Source organism: Acinetobacter sp. C15 (assembly GCF_013420645.1).
GTDB classification, from domain to species: domain Bacteria; phylum Pseudomonadota; class Gammaproteobacteria; order Pseudomonadales; family Moraxellaceae; genus Acinetobacter; species Acinetobacter indicus.
This window is the reverse complement of record NZ_VOXR01000005.1, coordinates 73,220-96,309: the sequence shown is the minus strand read 5'-3', so window position 1 is coordinate 96,309 and position 23,090 is coordinate 73,220. Positions and strand designations below refer to the sequence as shown.

General features: G+C 46.6%; 20 protein-coding genes. 15 read left to right on the top strand and 5 right to left on the bottom strand.

From position 1 onward, the window contains the following. The first annotated feature begins 146 nt into the window (after positions 1–146). The 6 genes from FTT63_RS03590 to rnhB all read left to right on the top strand — a co-directional run bounded on the left by FTT63_RS03590 (position 147) and on the right by rnhB (position 5,784). On the top strand, positions 147–1,469 hold the full coding sequence (locus FTT63_RS03590) for an NCS2 family permease (RefSeq protein WP_127799249.1): 1,323 nt from the start codon (positions 147–149) through the stop codon (positions 1,467–1,469). 67 nt (positions 1,470–1,536) lie between these two features. Next, positions 1,537–2,535, top strand: coding sequence for an adenosine deaminase (locus FTT63_RS03585; protein WP_127799247.1), 999 nt, complete (start codon positions 1,537–1,539; stop codon positions 2,533–2,535). Between the two features lie 145 nt (positions 2,536–2,680). After that, positions 2,681–3,439, top strand: a complete 759-nt coding sequence (locus FTT63_RS03580) for a mannosyl-3-phosphoglycerate phosphatase (RefSeq protein ID WP_127799245.1) — start codon at positions 2,681–2,683, stop codon at positions 3,437–3,439. A 13-nt stretch (positions 3,440–3,452) separates the two neighbouring features. Further along, positions 3,453–4,664 carry a glycosyl transferase gene (locus FTT63_RS03575; protein ID WP_180191993.1) on the top strand — a complete coding sequence of 404 codons (1,212 nt, stop codon included), beginning with the start codon at positions 3,453–3,455 and terminating at the stop codon, positions 4,662–4,664. A 102-nt stretch (positions 4,665–4,766) separates the two neighbouring features. Further along, positions 4,767–5,144, top strand: coding sequence for a hypothetical protein (locus tag FTT63_RS03570; protein ID WP_005177001.1), 378 nt, complete (start codon positions 4,767–4,769; stop codon positions 5,142–5,144). Between the two features lie 61 nt (positions 5,145–5,205). Beyond that, a complete protein-coding gene (gene rnhB, locus FTT63_RS03565) occupies positions 5,206–5,784 on the top strand; it encodes a ribonuclease HII (protein WP_104500160.1) in 579 nt (192 codons plus the stop codon). Between the two features lie 65 nt (positions 5,785–5,849). Here the strand turns inward: rnhB and csrA are convergent, their stop codons facing one another. From csrA to alaS, 3 genes are all read right to left on the bottom strand, one after another. Continuing rightward, positions 5,850–6,104, bottom strand: coding sequence for a carbon storage regulator CsrA (csrA, locus tag FTT63_RS03560; protein ID WP_016658388.1), 255 nt, complete (start codon positions 6,102–6,104; stop codon positions 5,850–5,852). A gap of 244 nt (positions 6,105–6,348) precedes the next feature. Continuing rightward, positions 6,349–7,629, bottom strand: a complete 1,281-nt coding sequence (locus FTT63_RS03555) for an aspartate kinase (RefSeq protein ID WP_005177009.1) — start codon at positions 7,627–7,629, stop codon at positions 6,349–6,351. 60 nt (positions 7,630–7,689) lie between these two features. After that, on the bottom strand, positions 7,690–10,383 hold the full coding sequence (gene alaS / locus FTT63_RS03550) for an alanine--tRNA ligase (protein WP_180191992.1): 2,694 nt from the start codon (positions 10,381–10,383) through the stop codon (positions 7,690–7,692). Positions 10,384–10,788: 405 nt separating this feature from the next. Here alaS and FTT63_RS03545 point away from each other — a divergent pair, with 405 nt between their 5' ends. The 7 genes from FTT63_RS03545 to FTT63_RS03515 all read left to right on the top strand — a co-directional run bounded on the left by FTT63_RS03545 (position 10,789) and on the right by FTT63_RS03515 (position 17,419). After that, positions 10,789–11,823, top strand: coding sequence for a type I glyceraldehyde-3-phosphate dehydrogenase (locus tag FTT63_RS03545; RefSeq protein WP_075166664.1), 1,035 nt, complete (start codon positions 10,789–10,791; stop codon positions 11,821–11,823). Positions 11,824–11,986: 163 nt separating this feature from the next. Next, complete coding sequence (locus tag FTT63_RS03540) at positions 11,987–12,301, top strand: hypothetical protein (protein WP_005177014.1); 315 nt, start codon at positions 11,987–11,989, stop codon at positions 12,299–12,301. 296 nt (positions 12,302–12,597) lie between these two features. Next, a complete protein-coding gene (locus FTT63_RS03535) occupies positions 12,598–13,764 on the top strand; it encodes an ATP phosphoribosyltransferase regulatory subunit (protein ID WP_104498237.1) in 1,167 nt (388 codons plus the stop codon). Positions 13,765–13,835: 71 nt separating this feature from the next. After that, on the top strand, positions 13,836–15,155 hold the full coding sequence (locus tag FTT63_RS03530; RefSeq protein WP_005177019.1) for an adenylosuccinate synthase: 1,320 nt from the start codon (positions 13,836–13,838) through the stop codon (positions 15,153–15,155). 136 nt (positions 15,156–15,291) lie between these two features. Further along, positions 15,292–16,077, top strand: coding sequence for a M48 family metallopeptidase (locus FTT63_RS03525; protein WP_168382977.1), 786 nt, complete (start codon positions 15,292–15,294; stop codon positions 16,075–16,077). Positions 16,078–16,165: 88 nt separating this feature from the next. Beyond that, positions 16,166–16,474 carry a hypothetical protein gene (locus FTT63_RS03520; protein ID WP_005177024.1) on the top strand — a complete coding sequence of 103 codons (309 nt, stop codon included), beginning with the start codon at positions 16,166–16,168 and terminating at the stop codon, positions 16,472–16,474. Between the two features lie 162 nt (positions 16,475–16,636). Further along, a complete protein-coding gene (locus FTT63_RS03515; protein WP_005177027.1) occupies positions 16,637–17,419 on the top strand; it encodes a M48 family metallopeptidase in 783 nt (260 codons plus the stop codon). An 82-nt stretch (positions 17,420–17,501) separates the two neighbouring features. Here the strand turns inward: FTT63_RS03515 and FTT63_RS03510 are convergent, their stop codons facing one another. Both FTT63_RS03510 and crp read right to left on the bottom strand, forming a co-directional pair. Then, positions 17,502–18,551 carry an NADP(H)-dependent aldo-keto reductase gene (locus tag FTT63_RS03510; RefSeq protein WP_168382978.1) on the bottom strand — a complete coding sequence of 350 codons (1,050 nt, stop codon included), beginning with the start codon at positions 18,549–18,551 and terminating at the stop codon, positions 17,502–17,504. A 170-nt stretch (positions 18,552–18,721) separates the two neighbouring features. Further along, positions 18,722–19,426: a cAMP-activated global transcriptional regulator CRP gene (crp, locus tag FTT63_RS03505; RefSeq protein ID WP_005177031.1), complete on the bottom strand. Its 705-nt coding sequence runs from the start codon at positions 19,424–19,426 to the stop codon at positions 18,722–18,724. 147 nt (positions 19,427–19,573) lie between these two features. Here crp and FTT63_RS03500 point away from each other — a divergent pair, with 147 nt between their 5' ends. Beyond that, positions 19,574–19,996 carry an OsmC family protein gene (locus FTT63_RS03500; RefSeq protein WP_005177032.1) on the top strand — a complete coding sequence of 141 codons (423 nt, stop codon included), beginning with the start codon at positions 19,574–19,576 and terminating at the stop codon, positions 19,994–19,996. Positions 19,997–20,320: 324 nt separating this feature from the next. Then, entirely contained in the window at positions 20,321–22,900 is a 2,580-nt protein-coding gene (gene clpB / locus FTT63_RS03495; protein WP_168382979.1) for an ATP-dependent chaperone ClpB, read from the top strand. Positions 22,901–23,090: the final 190 nt, after the last annotated feature.

Below are 23,090 nucleotides of genomic sequence, written 5' to 3'. Positions count from 1 at the left end.
CTCAAAGCATAATGGCTAAATAGACTTATCCTGTGCGTGTAACTTTTGGCATATCCGTTGCTTGGCAATGCTAGGGGTAGGGATGAATTTTCTCCGTACTTTCGCATCACTGTTGGGTATTTAAGTTTATTTACAAGGGCGAGGTCATGACGACTCCTAATCCATCTTCAGAAAATGTGCTTGAGCGCTTATTTAAGTTAAGCGAAAACAAGACCAGTTTTCGTACTGAGGTTCTTGCTGGTGTAACCACATTCTTAACTATGTGTTACATCATTATTGTCAATCCAATGATTTTATCCGAAACCGGCATGGATCACGGGGCTGTCTTTGTTGCAACCTGTCTGGCAGCCGCAATTGGCTGTCTGGTAATGGGACTGATTGCCAACTATCCGATTGCGCTGGCACCGGGTATGGGCCTGAATGCCTATTTCACCTATTCGGTCTGTCTGGGCATGGGTGTGCCTTGGCAAACTGCGCTGGCCGCGGTGTTTGTATCCGGTCTGGTGTTTATTGCCATCAGCATGTTCAAAATTCGTGAAGCCATTGTCAATGCCATTCCAATGTCCCTGAAACTGGCCATTGGCGGCGGGATTGGTTTATTCCTGGCTTTAATCGCATTGAAAAATTCCGGCATTATTGTCGATAATCCGGCGACTTTGGTGGGTCTGGGCGACTTGAAACAGCCTTCAGTGTTGCTGGCCTTATTTGGCTTCCTGATGATTGTGGTGATGCACCAGTTCAAGGTGCGCGGTGCAATTATCATCAGTATTCTGGTGTTAACGGCTATTTCTACGGCTTTGGGCTTAAGCGAATTTAAAGGTGTGGTCGGTGAAATCCCGTCTATCGCGCCAACATTCATGCAAATGGACTTTGAAGGTCTGTTTACTGCCAGCCTGATTGGAGTGATTTTCGTTTTCTTCCTGGTCGATCTGTTTGACTCAACCGGTACCCTGGTCGGCGTTTCACACCGTGCAGGCCTGCTCAAAGATGGTAAATTGCCACGTTTGAAAAAAGCCTTATTTGCCGATTCATCTGCCATTGTGGCGGGTGCAGCACTAGGTACCTCTTCAACCACACCGTATATTGAATCGTCTGCTGGTGTTGCAGCGGGTGGTCGTACTGGTCTGACTGCAGTAGTGGTCGCGGTGCTGTTTGTACTGTGTTTATTCCTGGCGCCACTGGCCCAATCGGTACCGGGCTTTGCTACTGCACCTGCCTTGTTATTTGTGGGTGTGCTGATGATTCAGGGCATTGTACATATTGACTGGGAAGATATTACCGAAGCGGTTCCAGCCTTCCTGACCATCGTATTTATGCCATTTACCTACTCGATTGCAGACGGTATTGCCATGGGCTTTATTAGCTATGCGCTGATTAAGCTGTTGACCGGTAAAGCTTCATCTGTGCCGTATATGGTGTGGATTATTGCAGTATTGTGGGCATTAAAATTTGCGTTATTTGGCGGTTAATCCCCAGCAACCATTTTGAGGGTGTAAACTCGGTTTGCACCCTTTTTTATTTTCATGAGGATGAGAGATGAATCAATTTGAGCTGATTCGCGCCTTACCCAAGGCAGAGTTGCATGTCCATATTGAAGGGACGTTTGAGCCAGAACTGATGTTTGCCATCGCGCAGCGTAACAATATTGCCATTCCATATCAGTCAGTCGAGGAAGTAAAAGAAGCCTATAACTTTCATAACCTGCAGTCGTTTTTAGACATCTATTATGCCGGTGCCAATGTACTGGTACATGAGCAGGACTTTTATGATCTGGCCTGGGCCTATTTTGAAAAGTGTGCAGAAGATCAGGTGGTACATACCGAAATATTCTTCGATCCACAAACCCATACCGACCGTGGGATTGCCTTTGCAACGGTGATTAACGGTTTACAACGTGCCTGTGATGATGCACAAAGCAAACTTGGCATCAGTTCCCGTTTAATCATGTGTTTCTTGCGTCATCTTAGCGAAGAAGCAGCATTTGCAACGCTGGAACAGGCACTGCCATATAAAGAGCAGATTATTGCAGTCGGTCTGGATTCTAGCGAAGTCGGGCATCCACCTGCTAAATTTGCCCGCGTTTTTGCCAAAGCCCGTGAATACGGTTTCTTGGTGGTGGCGCATGCCGGTGAAGAAGGTCCACCAGAATATATCTGGGAAGCACTGGACTTACTGAAAGTGAATCGTATTGACCACGGCGTGCGTTCTGAAGAAGATCCTGCACTGATGCAGCGTCTGATTCAGGATGAAATGCCGCTTACGGTGTGCCCGCTCAGTAATTTAAAACTGTGCGTTGTGCAGGATATGCAGCAGCACAATATCCGCCGTTTGTTACAGCAGGGCGTGAAGGTGACGGTTAACTCGGATGACCCGTCTTATTTCGGCGGCTATATGAATGACAACTTTATTGCCATTACCGAAGCGTTAGATTTAAGTGCAGATGAGCTAAAACAACTGGCGATTAACTCCTTTGAAGCCTCGTTCCTGCCAGCAGCGCAGAAACAGGCCTGGATTGAAAAAATCCAGGCGCTATAAGCGCATCTAGCTTCATAAAATGATGAAAAAAATAGGCCTACTTCATGTAGGCCTGTTACTTTCTTGTTTTAAAAAAGTAAGTTAAAGCAATATTAAGCTGAGAATCTTATAGGATTCTACACAGATAAAGCCAATATAAGTACAGATGCCAAAATTTATAATTTTTACAGATTTAGATGGGACTTTATTAAATCATGATAATTACAGCTATGGGCAGAACACAGAGCTGATCCAGCGTTTAATTCCGGATTCTCCGGTTATTTTATGTAGCAGTAAAACTGCAGCGGAAATCCGCCATTTGCAGCAACAGCTCGGTTTAAGTGGCATGCCTTTTGTGGCTGAAAATGGGGCATATATCTATTTTAATGCGCAGCATGACTATCAAAGTCCCTTATCCAATACCGACATTGCTGCACAACTCCAGCAGTTAAAAACAGACTATGGCTTAAATTTTCAATGCTTTAGTGACTGTGATGCTGCGCAGATTGCAGCATTGACCGGTTTGGCGCTGAACGATGCAGCCCGGGCTTTAGAACGTCCGTATAGCGAAGTCATTATCTGGAAACCGGATAGCCGGGCCGAAGATGAAGCGCTGCTTGCACAACATCTGGCCAGTAATTTGCATATGGTTCATGGTGGACGCTTTAGCCATATTTTAAGCCGTGACTGTGATAAATCGCTGGCAGTGAACTGGCTGAAACAGTTTTATCCGGCGCAAATGGTGTGTATTGGGCTGGGGGACAGTGAAAATGATCTCGATATGCTGAAAGCCTGTCAGCATGCCGTGGTGGTCAAACGGCCGTATAAAGCAGCATTGGCATTAGAACACGATTCTGTGTACTTCACCCGGCAGCAGGCACCAGCGGGTTGGGCAGAAGGATTACAGCACTTTTTACAACAATAAACTGGAGAGGAAGATGGTCGATTTTGCACAAGAAGGCATGATTACAACAATACATGATTTAAAACAGCGCCATCTACATGAATACGAACAGGAACTTCGCGAATTTACCAAGTCCAAACCGGTCACCTTAATTTTACCTTCCTTATATTCCGAGCTTGAGCATCCGGCCTTAACCCAGATTGTCGAGGAATTAAAAGGCGCCGATTATATCCAGCAGATTATTATTGGTCTGGATCAGGCCAATGCGGAGCAGTTTGCTCATGCGCGGGAATTCTTCTCGGTGTTGCCGCAAAACCATGTAATTTTATGGAATGATGGACCGCGTTTGCAGCAGCTGCATCAGCAGTTAAATCAGTTAAATGTCGCGCCTTTGCAGCGCGGTAAGGGCCGTAATGTCTGGTATTGTGCCGGTTATGCTATGGCTGAAGGCAAGAGCCAGGTGGTGGCGATGCATGATTGCGATATTTGTACCTATAAACGCGACATGCTGGCCCGGCTGATTTATCCGATGGTACATCCACAATTCAGCTTCCAGTTTTCCAAAGGTTATTATGCGCGGGTGGCCAACCGGAAAATGAATGGTCGGGTGTCACGTCTGCTGGTGTCACCTTTATTGCAGGCCCTGAAAAAAGTCTTCGGACCGCTGGATTATCTGCTTTATCTTTCAGCCTTTCGTTATCCCTTGTCTGGAGAGATGGCAATTCATGTCGAAGCACTGCGTGACCTGAAGGTGTCGGGCGATTGGGGCCTGGAAATTGGCGTGCTCTCGGAAATTTACCGCAACTATTCCACCAAGCGCATCTGTCAGGTCGATATTGCCGATGATTATGAACATAAACATCAGGAAGTCACCACCGCCAATGGGGATGGTGGCCTAAAACGGATGAGCCGGGATATCGCACTGGCATTTTTCCGTAAGCTGGCGGCGCTGGGGGTGCAGGTCAGTCTGGACAATATTCGGATTATCCGCGCGGCCTATTATCGTAATGCGCTGGATCTGATTGATCACTATTATTATGATGCCACCACCAATGGCCTGAACTATGACCGGCACAGCGAAGAAAATGTGGTGGAATTATTTGCTCAGAGTATTGTCGAGGCAGGGGAGCAGTTTATGAATTATCCGAACCAGCAGTCTTTTATTCCAAGCTGGAACCGGGTGCAATCGGCCTGTCCAACGGTATTTGCGGATATGAAGCAGGCAGTTGCCCTGGATAATGCTTAAATTTGCCATTTATTTGTGCATTGCGGTCAAAAAGATAAACCGAATCCGCGCTAAAGCCCTTAAAATAGGCCGGTAAAATGACGCAAAACTGAAGGAAAATACATGAAAAAGTTGGCTTATGTTTTAGCACCGCTGGCATTACTGTTAAGCGCATGTGCATCTACAGGCACCACTCAGCCTACAGCGGCAACAACGACCCAGCAATTGGGCGGCGCAGCACTGAAAATTGCGATTAATGCCAAATGTGTGACCGAGCTAAACAACATTCCGGCATGGCAAACGGCCACCAAAGTCATGACCAGCACCCAAAAGCAAAATATCCAGACTGAAATCTGTGGTTGTGTCAGCGAAAAAGCACCACAAAATGTGACTGCGGTAGACTTGGCGACAGCAGCGATTGACCCGGCAGCGCGTGCCACCATTGTGAGCAATGTTGTATCAAAAACCATTCATGCTTGTGTGCAAGAAGCAGTACAATAAGCGCAAGATGAAAGAAATAGGCTGACAGGTTCAGCCTATTTTATTGAAGGTAATAATGTCGATGAAAATTGCTGGTGTAGATGAAGCAGGGCGCGGGCCTCTGGTGGGAACCGTGGTGGCTGCGGCAGTCATTCTGGATCCGAACAATCCGATTGCGGGCTTGAATGATTCCAAGAAACTGAGTGAAAAGAAACGTGAAAAGTTATTCATTGAGATTCAGGAAAAAGCCTTGGCTTGGGCCATTGCTGAAGCCAGTCCGGCTGAAATTGACGAGCTGAATATTTTACAGGCCTCATTGCTGGCTATGCGCCGTGCGGTTGAAGCCTTGCAGGTCCAGCCCGATCAGGTCCTGGTCGATGGCAATAAAATTCCGCAAGGACTAAACATGCCGTGTGAAGCGGTGGTGGGTGGAGATGCCTTGCACGCCGAAATTTCCGCAGCCAGTATTCTGGCCAAAGTCACCCGTGACCGGCAGATGCTGGAACTGGACCAGAAGTTTCCACAGTTTGGTTTTGCCAAGCATAAGGGCTATCCGACCAAAGCGCATTTTGAAGCAATAGCTTTGCATGGCGTAACTACAGAGCATCGCCGTAGTTTTGGACCAGTACGTAAAGCGCTGGCTTTGCTGGAACAGCAATAATTTTGAAGCGCTAAAAAAACTTAAAGCGGCCGTAGAGCCGCTTTATAACAAGATAACTTTAAGTCTTAACGGTTAAAGTTATTTTGTGGGTAATTATCATCTTCATAAGAAGGCTGATAATCCTGATCGAGATGTTGCAAATGCTCATGCATGGCACGTTCATGTTGAATACGTTGATAAATTTCTTCACGATGAACAGACACTTCTTTTGGCGCATTCACACCAATACGCACCTGGTTGCCTTTGACACCAAGTACAGTAACACTGACTTGATCCCCAATCATTAATGTTTCTCCGACACGTCGGGTCAGAATCAGCATGTTTATCTCCTTGCAAAATGCTAAACCTGCATTGATTTGAAAGTTTTGAAAAGCACAAAATATTTCAAGCGAAATTTTATCAGAACTCTCCCTGACAAAACCTTGTCGGATACAATTCTGTTAAGATTTCTAATTCTCATTATTTCAATATAACAGAGCCACTATAAAAAATACTATAGTGGCTCTGATTTTTTGTAGTTTTTCGCAATATTGTCTGACAATTGCAATAATTGCTGACTACAGATTAAGCACGCGCGCTTGATTCACCTGACTCGCGGTCTAAACCGAACGCCGTGTGCAGTGAACGAACTGCAAGCTCTAAATAGTTTTCTTCAATAATCACTGAAATTTTGATTTCAGAGGTCGAGATCATCAGAATGTTGATGCCTTCGTCTGCAAGTGCGGTGAACATTTTGCTCGCTACGCCAGCATGTGAACGCATACCCACGCCGACAATTGACACTTTCACGATGTCGTCACGGGTTGCAACTTCACGTGCACCAATTTCCTGTGCAGTCGCTTCAAGAATCGCTTTGGCTTTGGCCAGTTCACCACGGTTTACGGTAAAGGTGAAATCAGTGGTGCCATCTTCTTCAACGTTCTGGATAATCATATCCACTTCAATGTTGGCAGCGCCAATTGGGGCCAAGATTTTAGAGGCAATACCTGGCTCATCTGGCACACCGAGAATAGTCAGTTTAGCTTCGTCACGGTTAAACGCGATACCTGAGATAATTGGCTGTTCCATGTTGTCTTCCAATTCAGTAGTAATAAGAGTTCCGACGTTGTTTTTAAACTCTTCGTCAAATGCACCATCGTTGTCGTTATCGAAGCTAGATAGTACGCGTAAAGGCACCTGATATTTACCAGCAAATTCTACAGAACGGATTTGCAGGACTTTTGAGCCTAAAGATGCCATTTCCAGCATTTCTTCAAAAGAAATACGATCCACTTTTTTTGCTTTTGGCGCAACACGCGGGTCAGTGGTGTATACACCATCAACATCGGTGTAGATCTGGCATTCATCTGCTTTTAATGCTGCGGCTAACGCAACACCGGTTGTATCTGAACCACCGCGGCCTAAAGTTGTGGTATTGCCTTGCTCATCTACACCTTGGAAGCCTGCAACCACAATCACACGGCCGGCATCTAAATGACCAGTCATGACATCGGTGTCAATCGCTTCAATACGGGCTTTGGTGAACGCGCTGTCAGTTTTAATTCCGACTTGGCGACCGGTTAGAGATTTAGCTTCTACGCCAATAGAATTGAGCGCCATAGCTAACATGGAAATCGTTACCTGCTCACCCGTAGAAACCATCTGGTCAAGTTCACGTGGGTCAGGGGTGTCGGTAATGGCTTTCGCGAGAGCGAGCAGGCGATTGGTTTCGCCACTCATTGCTGATACAACAACGACCACCTTGTGGCCATGGTCATGCCAGCGCTTTACGCGACGAGCAACATTTAAAATGCGCTCGGGCGTACCCATAGAAGTACCGCCATATTTTTGAACGATTAATGCCATAGTTGTTCCATATAAGCCATGACCCTGATTGCCGCCAGGGTCAGTTACACAAAAGTGAAGTTATTTTGCTTCCAGCCAGGCAGTTAAATCAGCCATGACTGAGGCAAACTTCTCGTTTAGTGGCGCGCCACCTTGTGCTAAGTCAGGTTTACCACCACCTTTACCACCAAGCTCAGAGGCCAAGTGTTTGATGATGTCACCTGCTTTAATAGACGCGGTAAAGTCTTTTGCAACGGATGCAATCAGGCTCACTTTGTCACCCTCTACACCGGCAAGGACAATCACTGCGTTGTCTAATTTTGATTTCACACCGTCATGCAGGTTGCGCAGTGCTTTGGCATCCATACCCTGAACAGTGGTAATAAGTGTTGCACGGCCAGCAATGGTCTGAACTTGACTTAAAAGTTCACCCGCTTGCAGGCTGGCCAGTTTCTGATTCAGCTGTTCAATCTGTTTTTGCAGGCTAGATGCTGTTTCAACAATTGCTTCAACCTTCTCAATGGTTTGCTCTTTCTGTGCTTTTAACAGCGCATTAATGGTGTTGATGTCACGATCAGCTTTTTGCGCAGCTTCAATCGCTTTGGTGCCTGTCACCGCTTCAATACGACGCACGCCTGCAGCCACACCACCTTCAGAGGTTATTTTGAACAGACCGATGTCACCAGTGCGTTTCACGTGAATACCGCCACATAGTTCGATCGAGAAGTTTTTCTCTTCAATTACTGAACCCATAGACAGTACGCGAACTTCATCACCGTATTTTTCACCGAACAGCATCATCGCGCCTTTGGCTTTCGCAGATTCGATATCTAACAGCTCAGTGGTCACTTCGGTATTGGCAATCACTTCAGCATTCACCAGACGCTCAATTTCTTGCAGCTGTTCAAATGAAACCGGCTGGTCGTTGGCAAAGTCAAAACGTAATACGTCTGATGCAACCAGTGAGCCTTTTTGCTGTACGTGTGAGCCCAGAATTTGACGCAGCGCAGCGTGCAGCAGGTGAGTGGCAGAGTGGTTACGCGCAGTCGCAGCACGAATGTCCGCTTTGACAATTGCTTCCACGTTTTGTGCTGCTTTCAGGCTACCCATGGTTACAATACCCTGGTGTACAAAAGCGCCGCCCGATTTTTTGGTGTCTTGCACTTCAAAAATACCGGTGTCGTTTTTGAAAATACCGGTATCACCGATCTGACCACCGCTTTCCGCATAGAATGGCGTCTGGTTCAGGACGATCAGTGCTTCATCACCTTCAGCGACTTCGTCAACCTGTTCGCCATCTTTATAGATGGCAATGATTTGACCTTGACCTGCAGTGGCATCGTAACCATCAAACTGGGTTTCACCATCCACTTTGACTACGCTGTTATAGTCGATGGCAAATTTACCGGCATCACGTGCACGTTGACGCTGTGCTGCCATTTCAACTTCAAAGCCAGCTTCATCAATGGTTAGGTCGCGTTCACGGGCAATATCTGCGGTTAGGTCGGTCGGGAAACCGTAAGTGTCATACAGTTTAAATACCACTTCGCCTGGAATCACAGAACCTTTTAAGTTCGCCAGTTCGCCTTCAAGCAATTTCAAACCTTGCTCAAGTGTTTTGGCGAATTGTTCTTCTTCTTTCAGTAATTGCGCTTCAATACGTGCTTTTTGAGCTTCCAGTTCAGGATACGCCGCACCCATTACTTCAATCAGCGGTTGCAGCATTTTGTGAAAGAATGAACCGGTTGCACCGAGTTTGTTACCATGACGCACGGCACGGCGGATAATACGGCGCAGTACATAACCCCGTCCTTCGTTAGACGGATTGACGCCATCTGCAATCAGGAAGCAGCAAGAACGGGCATGGTCAGCCACCACTTTAAGTGAAGCTGGATATTGTACCGGTGTGCCTTTTTCTTTGGCTTCCGCTTCAAGTGCAGAGGTATCTAGACCAATAATTTCAGCTGCTGCTTTTAAAAGATGCTGGAACAGGTCAATTTCGTAGTTGGAGTTGACGTGCTGTAATACGGCAGAAATACGTTCCAAGCCCATACCGGTATCGACCGAAGGAGCAGGAAGCGGGTGCAATACGCCATCAGCAGTACGGTTGAACTGCATAAAGACGTTGTTCCAGATTTCAATGAAACGGTCGCCATCTTCTTCAGGTGTGCCTGGTAGGCCACCCCAGATATGATCGCCATGGTCAAAGAAAATTTCAGAACATGGACCGCATGGACCGGTATCACCCATAGCCCAGAAGTTATCAGATGCGTATTTCTCGCCTTTGTTGTCGCCAATACGGATAATACGTTCTGGTGCTAAACCGATTTCCTTGTTCCAGATGTCGAATGCTTCGTCATCGGTGTGGTAAACCGTGGCATACAGTTTGTCTTTTGGCAGGGCTAACCATTCATCACCGGTCAGGAATTCCCAGGCAAACTTGATCGCATCACGCTTGAAGTAATCCCCAAAAGAGAAGTTACCCAACATTTCAAAGAAGGTGTGGTGACGCGCGGTATAACCGACGTTATCTAAGTCGTTGTGTTTACCACCGGCACGTACACATTTTTGTGAAGATACGGCACGGACATAATCGCGCTTTTCCAGACCTAAGAAACAATCTTTAAACTGGTTCATACCAGCATTGGTGAACAGCAACGTTGGGTCGTTGGCGGGAACCAGAGAACTCGACGCGACACGTGTATGCCCTTGCGATTCAAAGTAACGCAAAAATGCTTCACGAATTTCAGCTGATGTCATAAAACGAGTACTCACAACCAAGTCACTCCATAATTCTCGATTTGGCTAAAAGCATAACAGTCTGACAAGATTTTCTCTGCTGTTATACGGGCTTAAAATTTAAAAACGCCAAATTATAACGGAAAAAGCCACACTCACCAATGATTTTAAAGTGTTTTGATGACAAATCTGCGGCGAAAACCCAAACCTTAAAGTCATCTAAACTGCTGTGAAATCACAAGCTGTTGTCATTGCTGCGGTTTAGCCAGTTACCGTGCATCCTGCTTCTTTTTATCAAGCAGAAAATAGTGCTGCTAACTGCTTAAATATTGGACAGGTTTAAATTAATTGCTGAGTTTGGCAGGAATTATTCGCCGTGTCTGGCGGAAATCCTTTAACATAAGCACAGACAAGATTGATGTGCAGTTTGAAGGAATACGGATGCAACGAGTGGCGATTAATGGCTTTGGGCGAATTGGGCGAAATGTACTGCGTGCCTGGTTTGAAAATCCTAAAGAATTTCATTTTGATATTGTCGCGATTAATGACGTTGCCGATGTTGCCACGCTACTACATCTGTTTAAATACGATTCAACCCATGGCCGTTTTCCGGGGCAGGTAGAAATCCAGCTGGAACAGGAACAGATTTATCTGTGCATACAATCGGGTGAGGCCAAGCTGAAAGTTCAGGTGCTGAGCCAGCCACAGCCGGCACAGTTGCCATGGCAGCAGTTAAATATTGATGTGGTGCTGGAATGTACCGGCCTGTTCCGTTCGCGTGAAGCCGCAACCCAGCATATTCATGCCGGTGCCAAACGGGTGATTATTGGCGCAGCACCGTTTGACACGGTTGATGCCGCCATTGTTTACGGGGTCAATCATCATGAGGTCAAAGCCTCAGACCAGATTATTTCCAGTGTTTCCTGTACCACTCAGGCCTTGGTGCCGTTGGTTAAAATTGTGGATGATGCTTTTGGTATTGAAACCGCGCTGATGACCGAAATTCATGCTGTCACGGCTGATCAGTCGGTGCTGGATCATGCGCACCGTGATTTACGCCGCGCACGTGCATCCGGTCAGAATATTATTCCAACCACCTCAAGTGCTTTAGGCGCCTTAAAACAGGTGATGCCTAAAATGGAAAATCGCATTGATGGCTATTCGATTCGGGTACCCACCATTAATGTCGCCGCCATTGATGTCAGCTTTATTTCCCAGTCACCCATTACCGTGCATAAATTGAATGAAGTGCTGGTGAAAGCCGCGCAGCAGGATTATGCCGAAATTATGCAGGTCACCGATGAGCCACTGGTATCGAGTGACTTTAACCATTCGCCGTATTCTTTAATTGTCGATCTTACCCAGACCATGGTGGTGGGGCATCAGGCCAAAGTCTTTGCCTGGTATGACAATGAATGGGGCTATGCCAACCGTTTACTGGATTTATGTGAATCTTTTGCCCATCAGGCGCATTAATTTCTATCTGTCCAAATCTTTGTCTAAGCTTGGACTGCAGGGCGGTGGTCTAACCGGGCGAAATGCGATAACAGCCGAGTATTGACAGGTTGGAGGCGATTTTTCGCCTTTTTGCTATATTTTTCGTTAAGATAAAACAAAACAAATAAGTCGAGCACTACACATGATGTTTATTCTACTTTGGGGATTTATTTTACTGTTGGCCGTAGCGGTGATTTTTCTGATCTGGCTGCAGTTTAAAAACCAGCATGATCATTTGAATCGCCAAAGCGATAATCATCAGCTCGAAAACAAAGTCATCAGTCTGGAAGAAAATCTGAAAAAGACTTTAGAGATCATGCAGGATCTGGCCAAGAAAATGCACGTGCAGCAGGAAGCACTGGATAAATCGGCGCAGCGAATTCATCAGCTGGAAACCCAGAATGTTGAGCTGGTCAATTTAATTACTCAAGTGCTGGATCCGAATAAAGTCAAATAAGACTTTTTAAGCAGATGGACGCAGGGCAGAGGGAAGATGATTTTCATCTGCCCTGAAAAAAAGATGATGAGTTTGGGATGTGTCTAGCTCCTTTATCTTCCTCAGCGAAAACAGCTTTTACTCTCGAAATGACAGCTCCAGCCGGGCAGGATTGCAATGGAATTGATCAGACAGAGAAAATTATCAAATTTGCGATGCACAGCCCATTTGATCGTGCTAAACTAGGAGAAATCGGGTGTGCTCCCGATTTTTTTATGCGGATTTGTTCCGCGCAGACAAGAATTTAGGTTTACAACATGCCCATTTCAGAGACATGGTTATTACCTGATGGTGTAGCTGATGTATTACCAGAACAAGCGCAAGTCATCGAAACATTGCGCCGTAATTCACTGGATTTCCTCGCATCTCGAGGTTATCAGTTGGTGTACACGCCATTTATTGAATATATCGAATCTCTCTCTTCTCTTTCAGAATCGAATCAAGATTTAGACCTGGCCACGTTCAAGGTGATTGACCAGCTGTCTGGTCGTCTGCTTGGCGTGCGTGCCGATATGACGCCACAGGTGGCGCGTATTGATGCGCATGTACATCCGGTAGATGGTGTGGCGCGTTATTGCTACGCTGGTACAGTTTTGCATACCAAGCCACAGGGCTTTAATACCACCCGTGCACCTCTGCAACTGGGTGCCGAACTGTTCGGTTCCGACAGTATTGATGCCGATGTGGAAATGGTTGACCTGATGATCAGCCTGATTCAGGAAGCCGGTCTGGCCGATGGTATCCATCTGGATTTAGGTCATGTGGGTCTGTTCCGCAGTCTGGTACAAAAAGCTGGTCTGAACAAAGCCACTGAGCGTCAACTGTCCGATTTATATCAGCGTAAAGCCTTGCCAGAACTGGCGGACTTTACCCAGGATTTAGCCTTTGGTTCAGATTTCTATGCGCTCGGCCGTTTTGCCAGTGATCTGGATGCACTAGAAGCTCATTTAAGCACCGATGTGCTGGCCAATGTGGAATTCAAACATGCCTTTGATGCGGTAAAAACCACCCAGGCAGAAATTCAGGCACGCTGGCCAAATCTGCATATCGGGATTGATGTGGTAGAACTGCGTTCGTATCACTACCATACCGGTTTAATGTATGCCGTTTATGCACCAAACCGTGCAGCACCACTGGCTCAAGGCGGCCGTTATGATGGTATTGGCCAGCATTTTGGTCGTGCCCGTCCGGCAACCGGTTTCTCTTGCGACTTATATGCGCTCAGCGCCGGTCGTTTCGAAGCCAAATCGGTGGTGGTTGCACCAAAGGGCAATCAGGCAGATTTATTGGCTGCAATTCAGGCCACCCGTACCCAAGGCTTAAGTGTAATTCAGTTATTGGGTCAGGATGATTTAAGCTCTGTACCGTATGCAACTCACCAGCTGGTGAATCGTAACGGTGAGTGGACGGTCGAAAAAATTTAATCGCCAGCGCATGTGTTCATGTCACATGCGCCTGGTTTTCAATTTTAACAGCATGATGTAATGAGGCTATTATGGGCAAGAATGTTGTGGTACTTGGTACCCAATGGGGCGACGAAGGTAAAGGTAAAATCGTCGACCTGCTCACAGATCAAGCGGCTGCGGTAGTACGTTATCAAGGCGGACACAACGCAGGTCATACTCTCGTGGTTGGTGGTAAGAAAACTGTATTACACCTCATTCCATCTGGTATTTTACGTGAAAACGTACTGTGCTTAATTGGTAACGGTGTGGTGCTTTCACCTGAAGCGCTGATCAAGGAAATGACCATTCTTGAACAGGAAGGCGTGCCAGTTAAAGAACGTTTACGTATTTCTCCAAACTGTCCATTAATTCTTCCGAACCACATTGCGCTGGATCAGGCACGTGAGAAAAAACGTGGCAATGCCAAAATTGGTACTACCGGTCGTGGTATTGGCCCTGCCTACGAAGATAAAGTGGCGCGCCGTGCAGTACGTGTGGCTGACCTGGTACGTGGCGGTGACGCATTACGTGCGCAGCTGGCTGAATTGCTGGATTACCACAACTTCCAGTTAACTCAATACTACGGTGTTGAAGAAGTTAAACTGGACGACGTGATTGCACTGTGTGACCAATGGCGTGAAGTGATTGCACCATTAGTGGTGGATGTAACCACTGAAATTCATAATTACCGTAAAAACGGTGACAACATTATGTTTGAAGGTGCGCAAGGTTCATTGCTGGACGTTGATCACGGTACTTATCCGTACGTGACTTCTTCAAACACCACCGCGGGCGGCGTAAGCTCAGGTTCAGGTTTGGGTCCATTGCATCTTGACTATGTGCTGGGTATTACCAAAGCCTACACCACGCGTGTGGGTGCTGGTCCATTCCCAACTGAACTGGTTTACGACGCGGCAAATGATGTGGGTGATGCAATTGGTAAACACCTGGGTACAGTGGGTCACGAGTTTGGTGCATCTACTGGCCGTCAACGTCGTTGTGGGTGGTTCGATGCAGAAATCCTGCGCCGTTCAGTGGATGTCAACTCACTGTCTGGAATCTGCCTGACCAAGTTAGACGTATTGGATGGTTTAGAAGAAATTAAAATCTGTGTTGGCTATGAAAACACCGATTCAGGTTGTGTCGGTTCTTCTGACGCGCTGGCTTATGAAAACTTGAAGCCAATTTACGAAACCATGCCAGGCTGGTCTGAGTCAACTGTGGGTGCGACCAGTGTTGAACAATTGCCTGAAAATGCAATCAACTACATCAAGCGTCTTGAGCAGTTAATTGAATGTCCAATCGACATCATTTCAACGGGTCCAGACCGTGCAGAAACCATTATTCTGCGTCATCCGTTTGAAGCTTAATCGTTTAAGCTGAAATGAGAAAACCCTGTGCTTGCACAGGGTTTTTTATTTTTGGCTCAGAAAAATAGCGCACCATCTTGAGAATTCCCTGATTTTGTTTATAGTGCTAGGCACTTTCGAACAATTAGAGAATGTTATGAAATATAAGAACTTAGCCATTGGAATTGTATTGGCAACGCATTTGACGGGCTGCGCCACTGTGGCAGAACTGGCCGGGGCAGATTCAGCGACTTTAAACTTAAACGCCAGCCAGAGCTATCAGCAAATGTTGCAGGAAGCCGAGCAGAAAAAGGTGCTAGATACCCGTTCTGCCACCTATAAGAAGGTTAATCGCGTGTTTTTAAAGATGAAGCCCTATGCCGACCAGATGAACCAGACCGGGCAGACTTTTGAGTGGCAAGTGGCGGTGATTAAGTCACCTGAAATTAATGCCTATGTGGCTCCGGGTGGCAAAGTAGTGTTCTATACAGGCATTGTTGAAAACCTGAAACTGACTGACAATGAAGTCGCGGCGATCATGGGCCATGAAATGGTACATGCACTGGAAGAACATGCCAAAAGTAAAATTGGTGCCCAGACCCTGACCAATCTGGCGGTTAGTATTGGCTCGCAATATGTGGGCCAGTCGGTAGGTGGTTATGGTGGTTTACTGCTGGATTTGGGTAGCCAGTTTGGGGTAGGGTTGCCTTATTCGCGTAATCTGGAAAGCCGCGCCGACAAAGGCGGTTTACTGTTAATGGCCAAAGCCGGTTATGATCCGAATGCAGCAATTACGCTCTGGCAGAAAATGAATGCCAACGATGCCCGTGGAAATAGCGCCATGGCCAAGTTTATGTCGACCCATCCAAGTAATAATGACCGTATTGCCGCGTTACAGCAGATGATGCCGGAAGCAATGCAGTATTACCGTGCTGCGAAGTAATTCAAGACTAAAGTTGCACAGATCAGCACTGTCTATTCAGATGGTGCTTGCTAGAATAAAACACAGCAAAAACATTGGGTCAGGCAGGATGCATAAAAATATTTCAAGCACCATTTTCTATTCGTTATTATTTGCCATGGGCGGTGCACCGACCATTGCGATGTTGCTGATTCTGTTACAAAAGCATGATCCGAATATTATGTATCAGGCCTTTATTGGTCTGAGTGTGATTTTTGCCTGTATTTTGGTGCCACTGGTGCTGATTCAAAACGCCTATTTATTCTATAAACGTAAAAATCCGGCACTGGAAGAGAAAATGGAAGTGGTTTCGCAGATGTATCTGGGCCTGAATATTTTCTGTCTGGTATTCTGGATTTTCTATCAGTTTGCCTATTAAGGCCGTATTCCGCTCGTTGCTGCTGATGTAGCTACAGTTTACACAGCACTGCCATTGTTTATATAAATGATATGATTATGAAGCCATTTCAGATTTAAAGCATTGAAATGATTTCATATAATTCATGAGTATGTGTATAGCCGAATGGCGGAGATTATTATAATGAACAAAAAATTGGTATTGAGTTTTTGTGCCGCAAGTGCAATCACTTTTTCAGGCTGTACCACCGTGGCCGATATGGCCGGTGCAGATACCGCAACCCTAAATGCAACCGCGGCGCAAAGTTATAGCCAGATGGTGCAAGATGCGCGTAACAAGGGGCAGCTGGACACCAGTTCAAGTACCTATAAACGTATTAACACGGTGTTCCAGCGTTTAACACCGGTTGCCAACCAGATGAACCAGACCGGTCAGCCATTTAGCTGGCAGCTGGCAGTATTAAAATCTGACCAGATTAATGCCTTTGTCGCGCCGGGCGGTAAAGTGGTGTTCTATACCGGTATCGTCAATAAACTGAATCTGACCGATGCCGAAATTGCTGCGATTATGGGCCATGAAATGGTGCATGCTCTAGAAGAACATGCCAAGAGTAAAATTGGCGCGCAGGCACTGACCAACCTGGCTTTAAATATCGGTTTAAGCGCTGCAGGCAGTAACGTTGGCCAGTTAGGCGCTGCAGCGGCACAATTGGGTGCACAGGTGGGTGTGGGCTTGCCATATTCACGTAATCTGGAAAGTCGTGCCGATGAAGGCGGTTTAATGCTGATGGCGCGTGGTGGCTATAACCCGCAAGCGGCAATTACCTTATGGGAAAAAATGAACCGCTTAGAAGGTGGTGGCGGGGCATCGTTCCTGTCGACTCACCCATCGAACAGCCAGCGTATTGCAGCGATGCGTGAGAACTTGCCGGCTGCTCAGGCCATTTATAACCAGAACCGTCGTTAAGCTTCTGGGTTTAAAATAGATTTAAAAATGCCTCATATGATGAGGCATTTTTTTATGCATGAGGTTTTGTTAATACCTGTCATCAAGGTGCCGGGTTGGGCTGCTGACGGTGAATCGCTTCAATGCCTTGTAAAATGTCATCGGACAGATTGACTTCAAAGGCATCAATATTTTCTTTTAGCTGTTCCAGCGAAGTCGCACCAATAATGGTACTGGTGACAAAGAACTGCTGCTTAATAAAAGCCAAAGCCAGTTGGGTTAAGCTGAGGCCATGTTGCTCGGCCAGTTGCGCATATTGTTCAGTGGCCCATTCACTTTCTGGATTGCTGTAGCGGCTAAAGCGTGAATACAGGGTAACACGCGCATTGGTCGGACGGGCACCATGCCGGAATTTCCCGGTTAAATAACCAAAGGCCAGAGGAGAGTAAGCCAGTAAGCCGACGCCTTCATATTTGGCAATTTCCGACATGCCAATTTCATAGGTGCGATTCAGCAGGTTATACGGGTTTTGTACGCTGACAAATTTGCTTAAACCGAGTTTTTCCGCCAGATGCAAAAACTTCATGGTGCCCCATGGGGTTTCATTGGAGAGCCCAATATAGCGAATCCGTCCGTTTTGGATTTCCTGCTGCAAGGCGGTCAGGGTTTCTTCAAGGTCGGTGACATGCTGCTGTGCATGGGCTTCGGTATTGCCATAACCCAGTTTGCCAAAGAAGTTGGTCGGGCGCTGTGGCCAGTGCAGTTGGTATAAGTCAATATAGTCGGTTTGCAGGCGTTTCAGGTTGCCATCCAGGGCAGTGCGAATATCGGTAGCGTTGTAACGGGTTTGACCATCACGAATATGGCTGCCGCCTTGAGCCGGTCCGGCAATTTTTGAGGCTAAAAACAGCTTGTCCCGTCCACCGCGCGTCTTGAGCCAGTTGCCAATCATGACTTCGGTGGCACCTTGAGTTTCTGGTTTCGGTGGCACCGGATACATTTCGGCGGTATCCCAGAAATACAGGCCACGTTCCAGCGCATAATCCAGCTGGGCAAAGGCTTCATCCTGGGTATTTTGTTCACCAAAGGTCATGGTGCCTAGACAGATTTCAGGCAATAAAATACCGGTATCAGCAAGGGGATTGAACTGCATAAGATGTCCTTATTCAAAATATCATCAAGCGAATAGGGACTAGGCTAAACCATCGCAGGCAGACTGTTAAATCAATATTTTAGGTTAGTTTGTAAATATTTTTCACATAGCGAACAGGCATAAAAAAGGCAAATCCGAAGATTTGCCTTAAGCATATAGCAGTTTAAGACTTATTCATCATCAAACTGTTCATCTGCTGCATCATTTTGCTCTAAAGAGGCATCAAAAATCAGAATGGCTTTACCATCAGTTTCGATCATGCCTTGTTCTTCCAGGGTTTTCAGAACACGGCCGACCATTTCACGTGAACAGCCAACAATGCGGCCAATTTCCTGACGGGTAATGCGGATTTGACGGCCATTTGGCAAAATCATGGCTTCAGGCTGCGCAGACAGGTCAATCAGACAACGCGCAATACGGCCTGAAACATCAATGAAGGCCAGATCGGTCACTTTACGCGTGGTATTTTTTAAACGGCGCACCAGTTGGGCAAATACCGCATAGCTTAAATCTGGATATTGCTTGCTGAGCTCGTGGAAGTTTTCATAAGTCACTTCGGCAATTTCACAAACGTCACGTGTGCGTACTTCTGCAGTACGTTGTGGATTTGCTTCGAATAGACCCATTTCCCCAAAGAAGTCACCCGGATTCAAATACGCCACAACAATTTCGCGATCATCATCTTCACGCAGAATGATGGAAACAGATCCTTTCAGAATCAAATAAAGTGATTTTGATTCAGACCCCGCATCAACAATTGTGGTCCGTTTCGGATAACGGTTGATATATGCACGTTTTAATAATGCCTTGACTGAATCTGGTAATTGACCAGGAGACAGGGCATCGGTGCTTAATTGTGAAAAGTTTGAAGTCATGCTAACGGTTCCGAAAATGGATAAATAATAGATCGCACAAGACCTAGTATGAACTTGTCACACAGTAGAGATGAAATTCCTTATCAACTCAAATTATGTTAGTGTACAGGCACCTTGTAAATTTATAGTTTTTTTGAAGGACTTGCAATGCAAACGAGTGTTCATTGGCTAGAGAATGTTGCTTTTGAAGCAAAATCGGAAAGTGGCCATAGCGTGGTGATGGATGGTTCTGCCGAGTATGGTGGAGAAAACCGTGGACCACGTCCCATGGAGCTCATTTTAATGGGACTTGGTGGTTGTGCATCGTTTGATATTGTGACCATTTTAAAGAAATCACGTCAGGATGTGACTGGTGTGGTTTGTCAGCTGAAAGCAGAACGTGCCGATTCGATTCCGGCGGTGTTCACCAAAATTCATCTGCATTTTGTGGTGACAGGCAAGGCAGTCAAGGAAAAGCAGGTCGCCAAGGCAGTTGAATTATCCGCAGAAAAATACTGTTCAGCCAGCAAAATGCTGTCAGATGGTGGTGTTGAAATTAGCCACGATTTCGAGATTATCGAAGCAGAATAATCATGACTATAAAGTCATGTAAAAAGTCGGTTAATTACCGGCTTTTTTATTTTTCCATGGTTTTAGACCTCGCAAAAAATTGGCCGCAATGGGCAGAGCTCTCAAAATATGTGTTTCCTATTACATAGGTCGCAGCTGCATTACTGTATAAAAATAATCCTGATGCTGACTTGAAATTGGCCGGTCACAGACCAATATTATAATTGAGTTATATCTGTTGCATTAAAATAACACTTTGAAAAATATATGAAAAATCATTTGAAATTGCCAAAAGTACTCCCATATATGTTTCAAGTGAAAAAATTGTTGTGAGGAATAACAAGAATGCGTTTTGAAAAATTTACAAATCGCTTACAGCAAGCTCTCTCCGATGCGCAATCGCTGGCGATGGGCAAAGACCATACCGCCATTGACGGCATTCATGTCTTGGCCACTCTGTTAGAAGAAGCATCCAATGTCAGCTTGTTACAGCAGGCCGGTGCCCAGTTGCGTGATTTGCAGAGCAAGTTGCAGCAGGCACTGAATGATGCGCCAACGCTAGCCAATCCGACTGGCGACATTAATTTAAGTCCGGAAGCGGTTAAAGCCTTAAACTTGGCCGATAGCTATGCCCAGAAAGCGGGCGATGAATTCCTGTCTACCGACTGGGTATTACTGGGCCTGAGCGAAGTTGGGGCCACTAAAAGCTTATTGAACAGTATCGGTGTCAGCGCAGACAGTCTGCGTCAGGTGATTTTAAAAATTCGAGGTGATGAAAAAGTGATGAGTAATAATCATGAAGATCAACGTGATTCACTCAATAAATACACTGTAGATTTAACCGAACGTGCGCTGGCTGGCAAGCTCGATCCGGTGATTGGTCGTGATGATGAAATCCGCCGTACCGTACAGGTCTTGTCACGTCGGACCAAAAATAACCCGGTACTGATTGGTGAGCCTGGGGTCGGTAAAACCGCAATTGTAGAAGGTCTGGCACAGCGTATTGTGAATGGTGAAGTGCCAGAAAGCTTAAAAGGCAAACGCGTGTTATCGCTGGACCTGGGTTCATTGCTGGCCGGTGCCAAATATCGCGGCGAGTTTGAGGAGCGTTTAAAAGCTGTCCTGAAAGATCTGGCCAAGCATGAAGGCGAAATCATCCTGTTTATTGATGAGTTGCATACCCTGGTTGGCGCAGGTAAAGGTGATGGCGCGATGGATGCCGGCAACATGCTGAAACCGGCGCTGGCACGCGGTGAATTACGCTGCGTGGGGGCAACCACGCTCGATGAATATCGTCAGTACATTGAAAAAGATGCCGCCCTTGAGCGCCGTTTCCAGAAAGTGCTGGTCGATGAGCCAAGTGTCGAAGACACCATTGCCATTTTACGTGGTCTGAAAGAGCGTTATGAAGTCCACCACGGGGTGAAAATTCTCGACTCGGCGATTATTGCTGCAGCGAAAATGTCACATCGTTATATCACTGACCGTCAGTTGCCCGATAAAGCCATTGACCTGATTGATGAAGCAGCATCGCGCATCAAGATGGAGCTGGACTCTAAACCGGAAGCGCTGGATAAGCTGGAACGCCGTCTGATTCAGTTAAAGCTGCAACTTGAAGCTGTGAAAAAAGATGAAGATGCCGGCAGCCGTGCAGAAGTCAGTCATCTGGAAAAACAGATCGAAGACGTCCAAAAAGACTATAACGATCTGGAAGAAGTGTGGAAGTCTGAAAAAACTCTGGTCGAAGGCACTAAGCAGATTCAGGCGCAGCTGGATCAGGCGCGTATTGCCTTGCAAAAAGCACAGCGTGAAAATGATCTGGGCGAGATGTCGCGTCTGCAATATGGCGTGATTCCGGAACTGGAAAAACAGCTGGCCCAAGATGAGCTGGTGGAAGAGAAAGAAGAACCGAAGTTATTGCGCAATAAAGTCACCGATAACGAAATTGCGGAAGTGGTCAGCGCAGCCACCGGTATTCCGGTTGCGAAAATGCTGCAAGGCGAGCGTGAAAAACTGCTGAAAATGGAAAGCTTCCTGCATCAGCGTGTGGTAGGGCAGGATGAAGCGGTGATTGCGGTATCCAATGCGGTGCGCCGTTCACGTGCCGGGTTGTCGGATCCGAACCGTCCAAGTGGTTCTTTCCTGTTCCTGGGGCCAACCGGTGTCGGTAAGACCGAGTTAACCAAAGCCTTGGCCAATTTCCTGTTTGACAGCGATGACGCCATGATCCGGATTGATATGTCCGAATTTATGGAAAAACATTCAGTCAGTCGTCTGGTCGGTGCGCCTCCGGGCTATGTCGGCTATGAAGAAGGCGGGGTATTAACCGAAGCCGTACGCCGTAAACCATATAGCGTGGTGCTGTTTGATGAGGTGGAGAAAGCCCATCCGGATGTATTTAACATCTTGCTGCAGGTGCTGGATGATGGTCGCTTGACCGACTCGCAGGGCCGTGTGGTGGACTTTAAAAACACCGTGATTGTAATGACCTCGAACCTGGGTTCAAGCGATGTGCGTGAACTGGGCGATAATCCAAGCCGTGATGATGTACGCAATGTAGTGATGGCGGCCGTGTCTGAGCATTTCCGTCCGGAGTTTATCAACCGTATTGATGAGCTGGTAGTGTTCCATGCCCTGGAAAAAGCGCAGATTCGTGGTATTGCCGATATCCAGCTGGACCGTTTACGTGCCCGTCTGGCCGACCGCGATATCAAGTTAACGGTAGATGATTCTGCCTTTGACCAGCTGATTGAAGCCGGTTTTGACCCAGTTTACGGTGCGCGTCCATTAAAACGTGCCATCCAGCAACAGGTAGAAAATAATCTGGCGCAGAAAATTCTGGCCGGTGACTTCCAGCCGGGAGATACCATTGTGATTACGGCAGATGCAGGCCAACTGGATTTCCAGAAGCTGAAACTGAACTAATCCGCACACGGTTCATCTAAACTGTTTAATCAAAGACCTGGCTTCGGCCGGGTTTTTTTATGGAGGTATCTGCAGCAAAAAGCCGGGCAGATGTAGCGATTCACTCTGCAAAGTAAGTCCACGCTGGATGATGAATAACAGCGTAAAGTTTCCGATGTAAAAAAAGCCTGCTATGGGGTAGCAGGCTTTT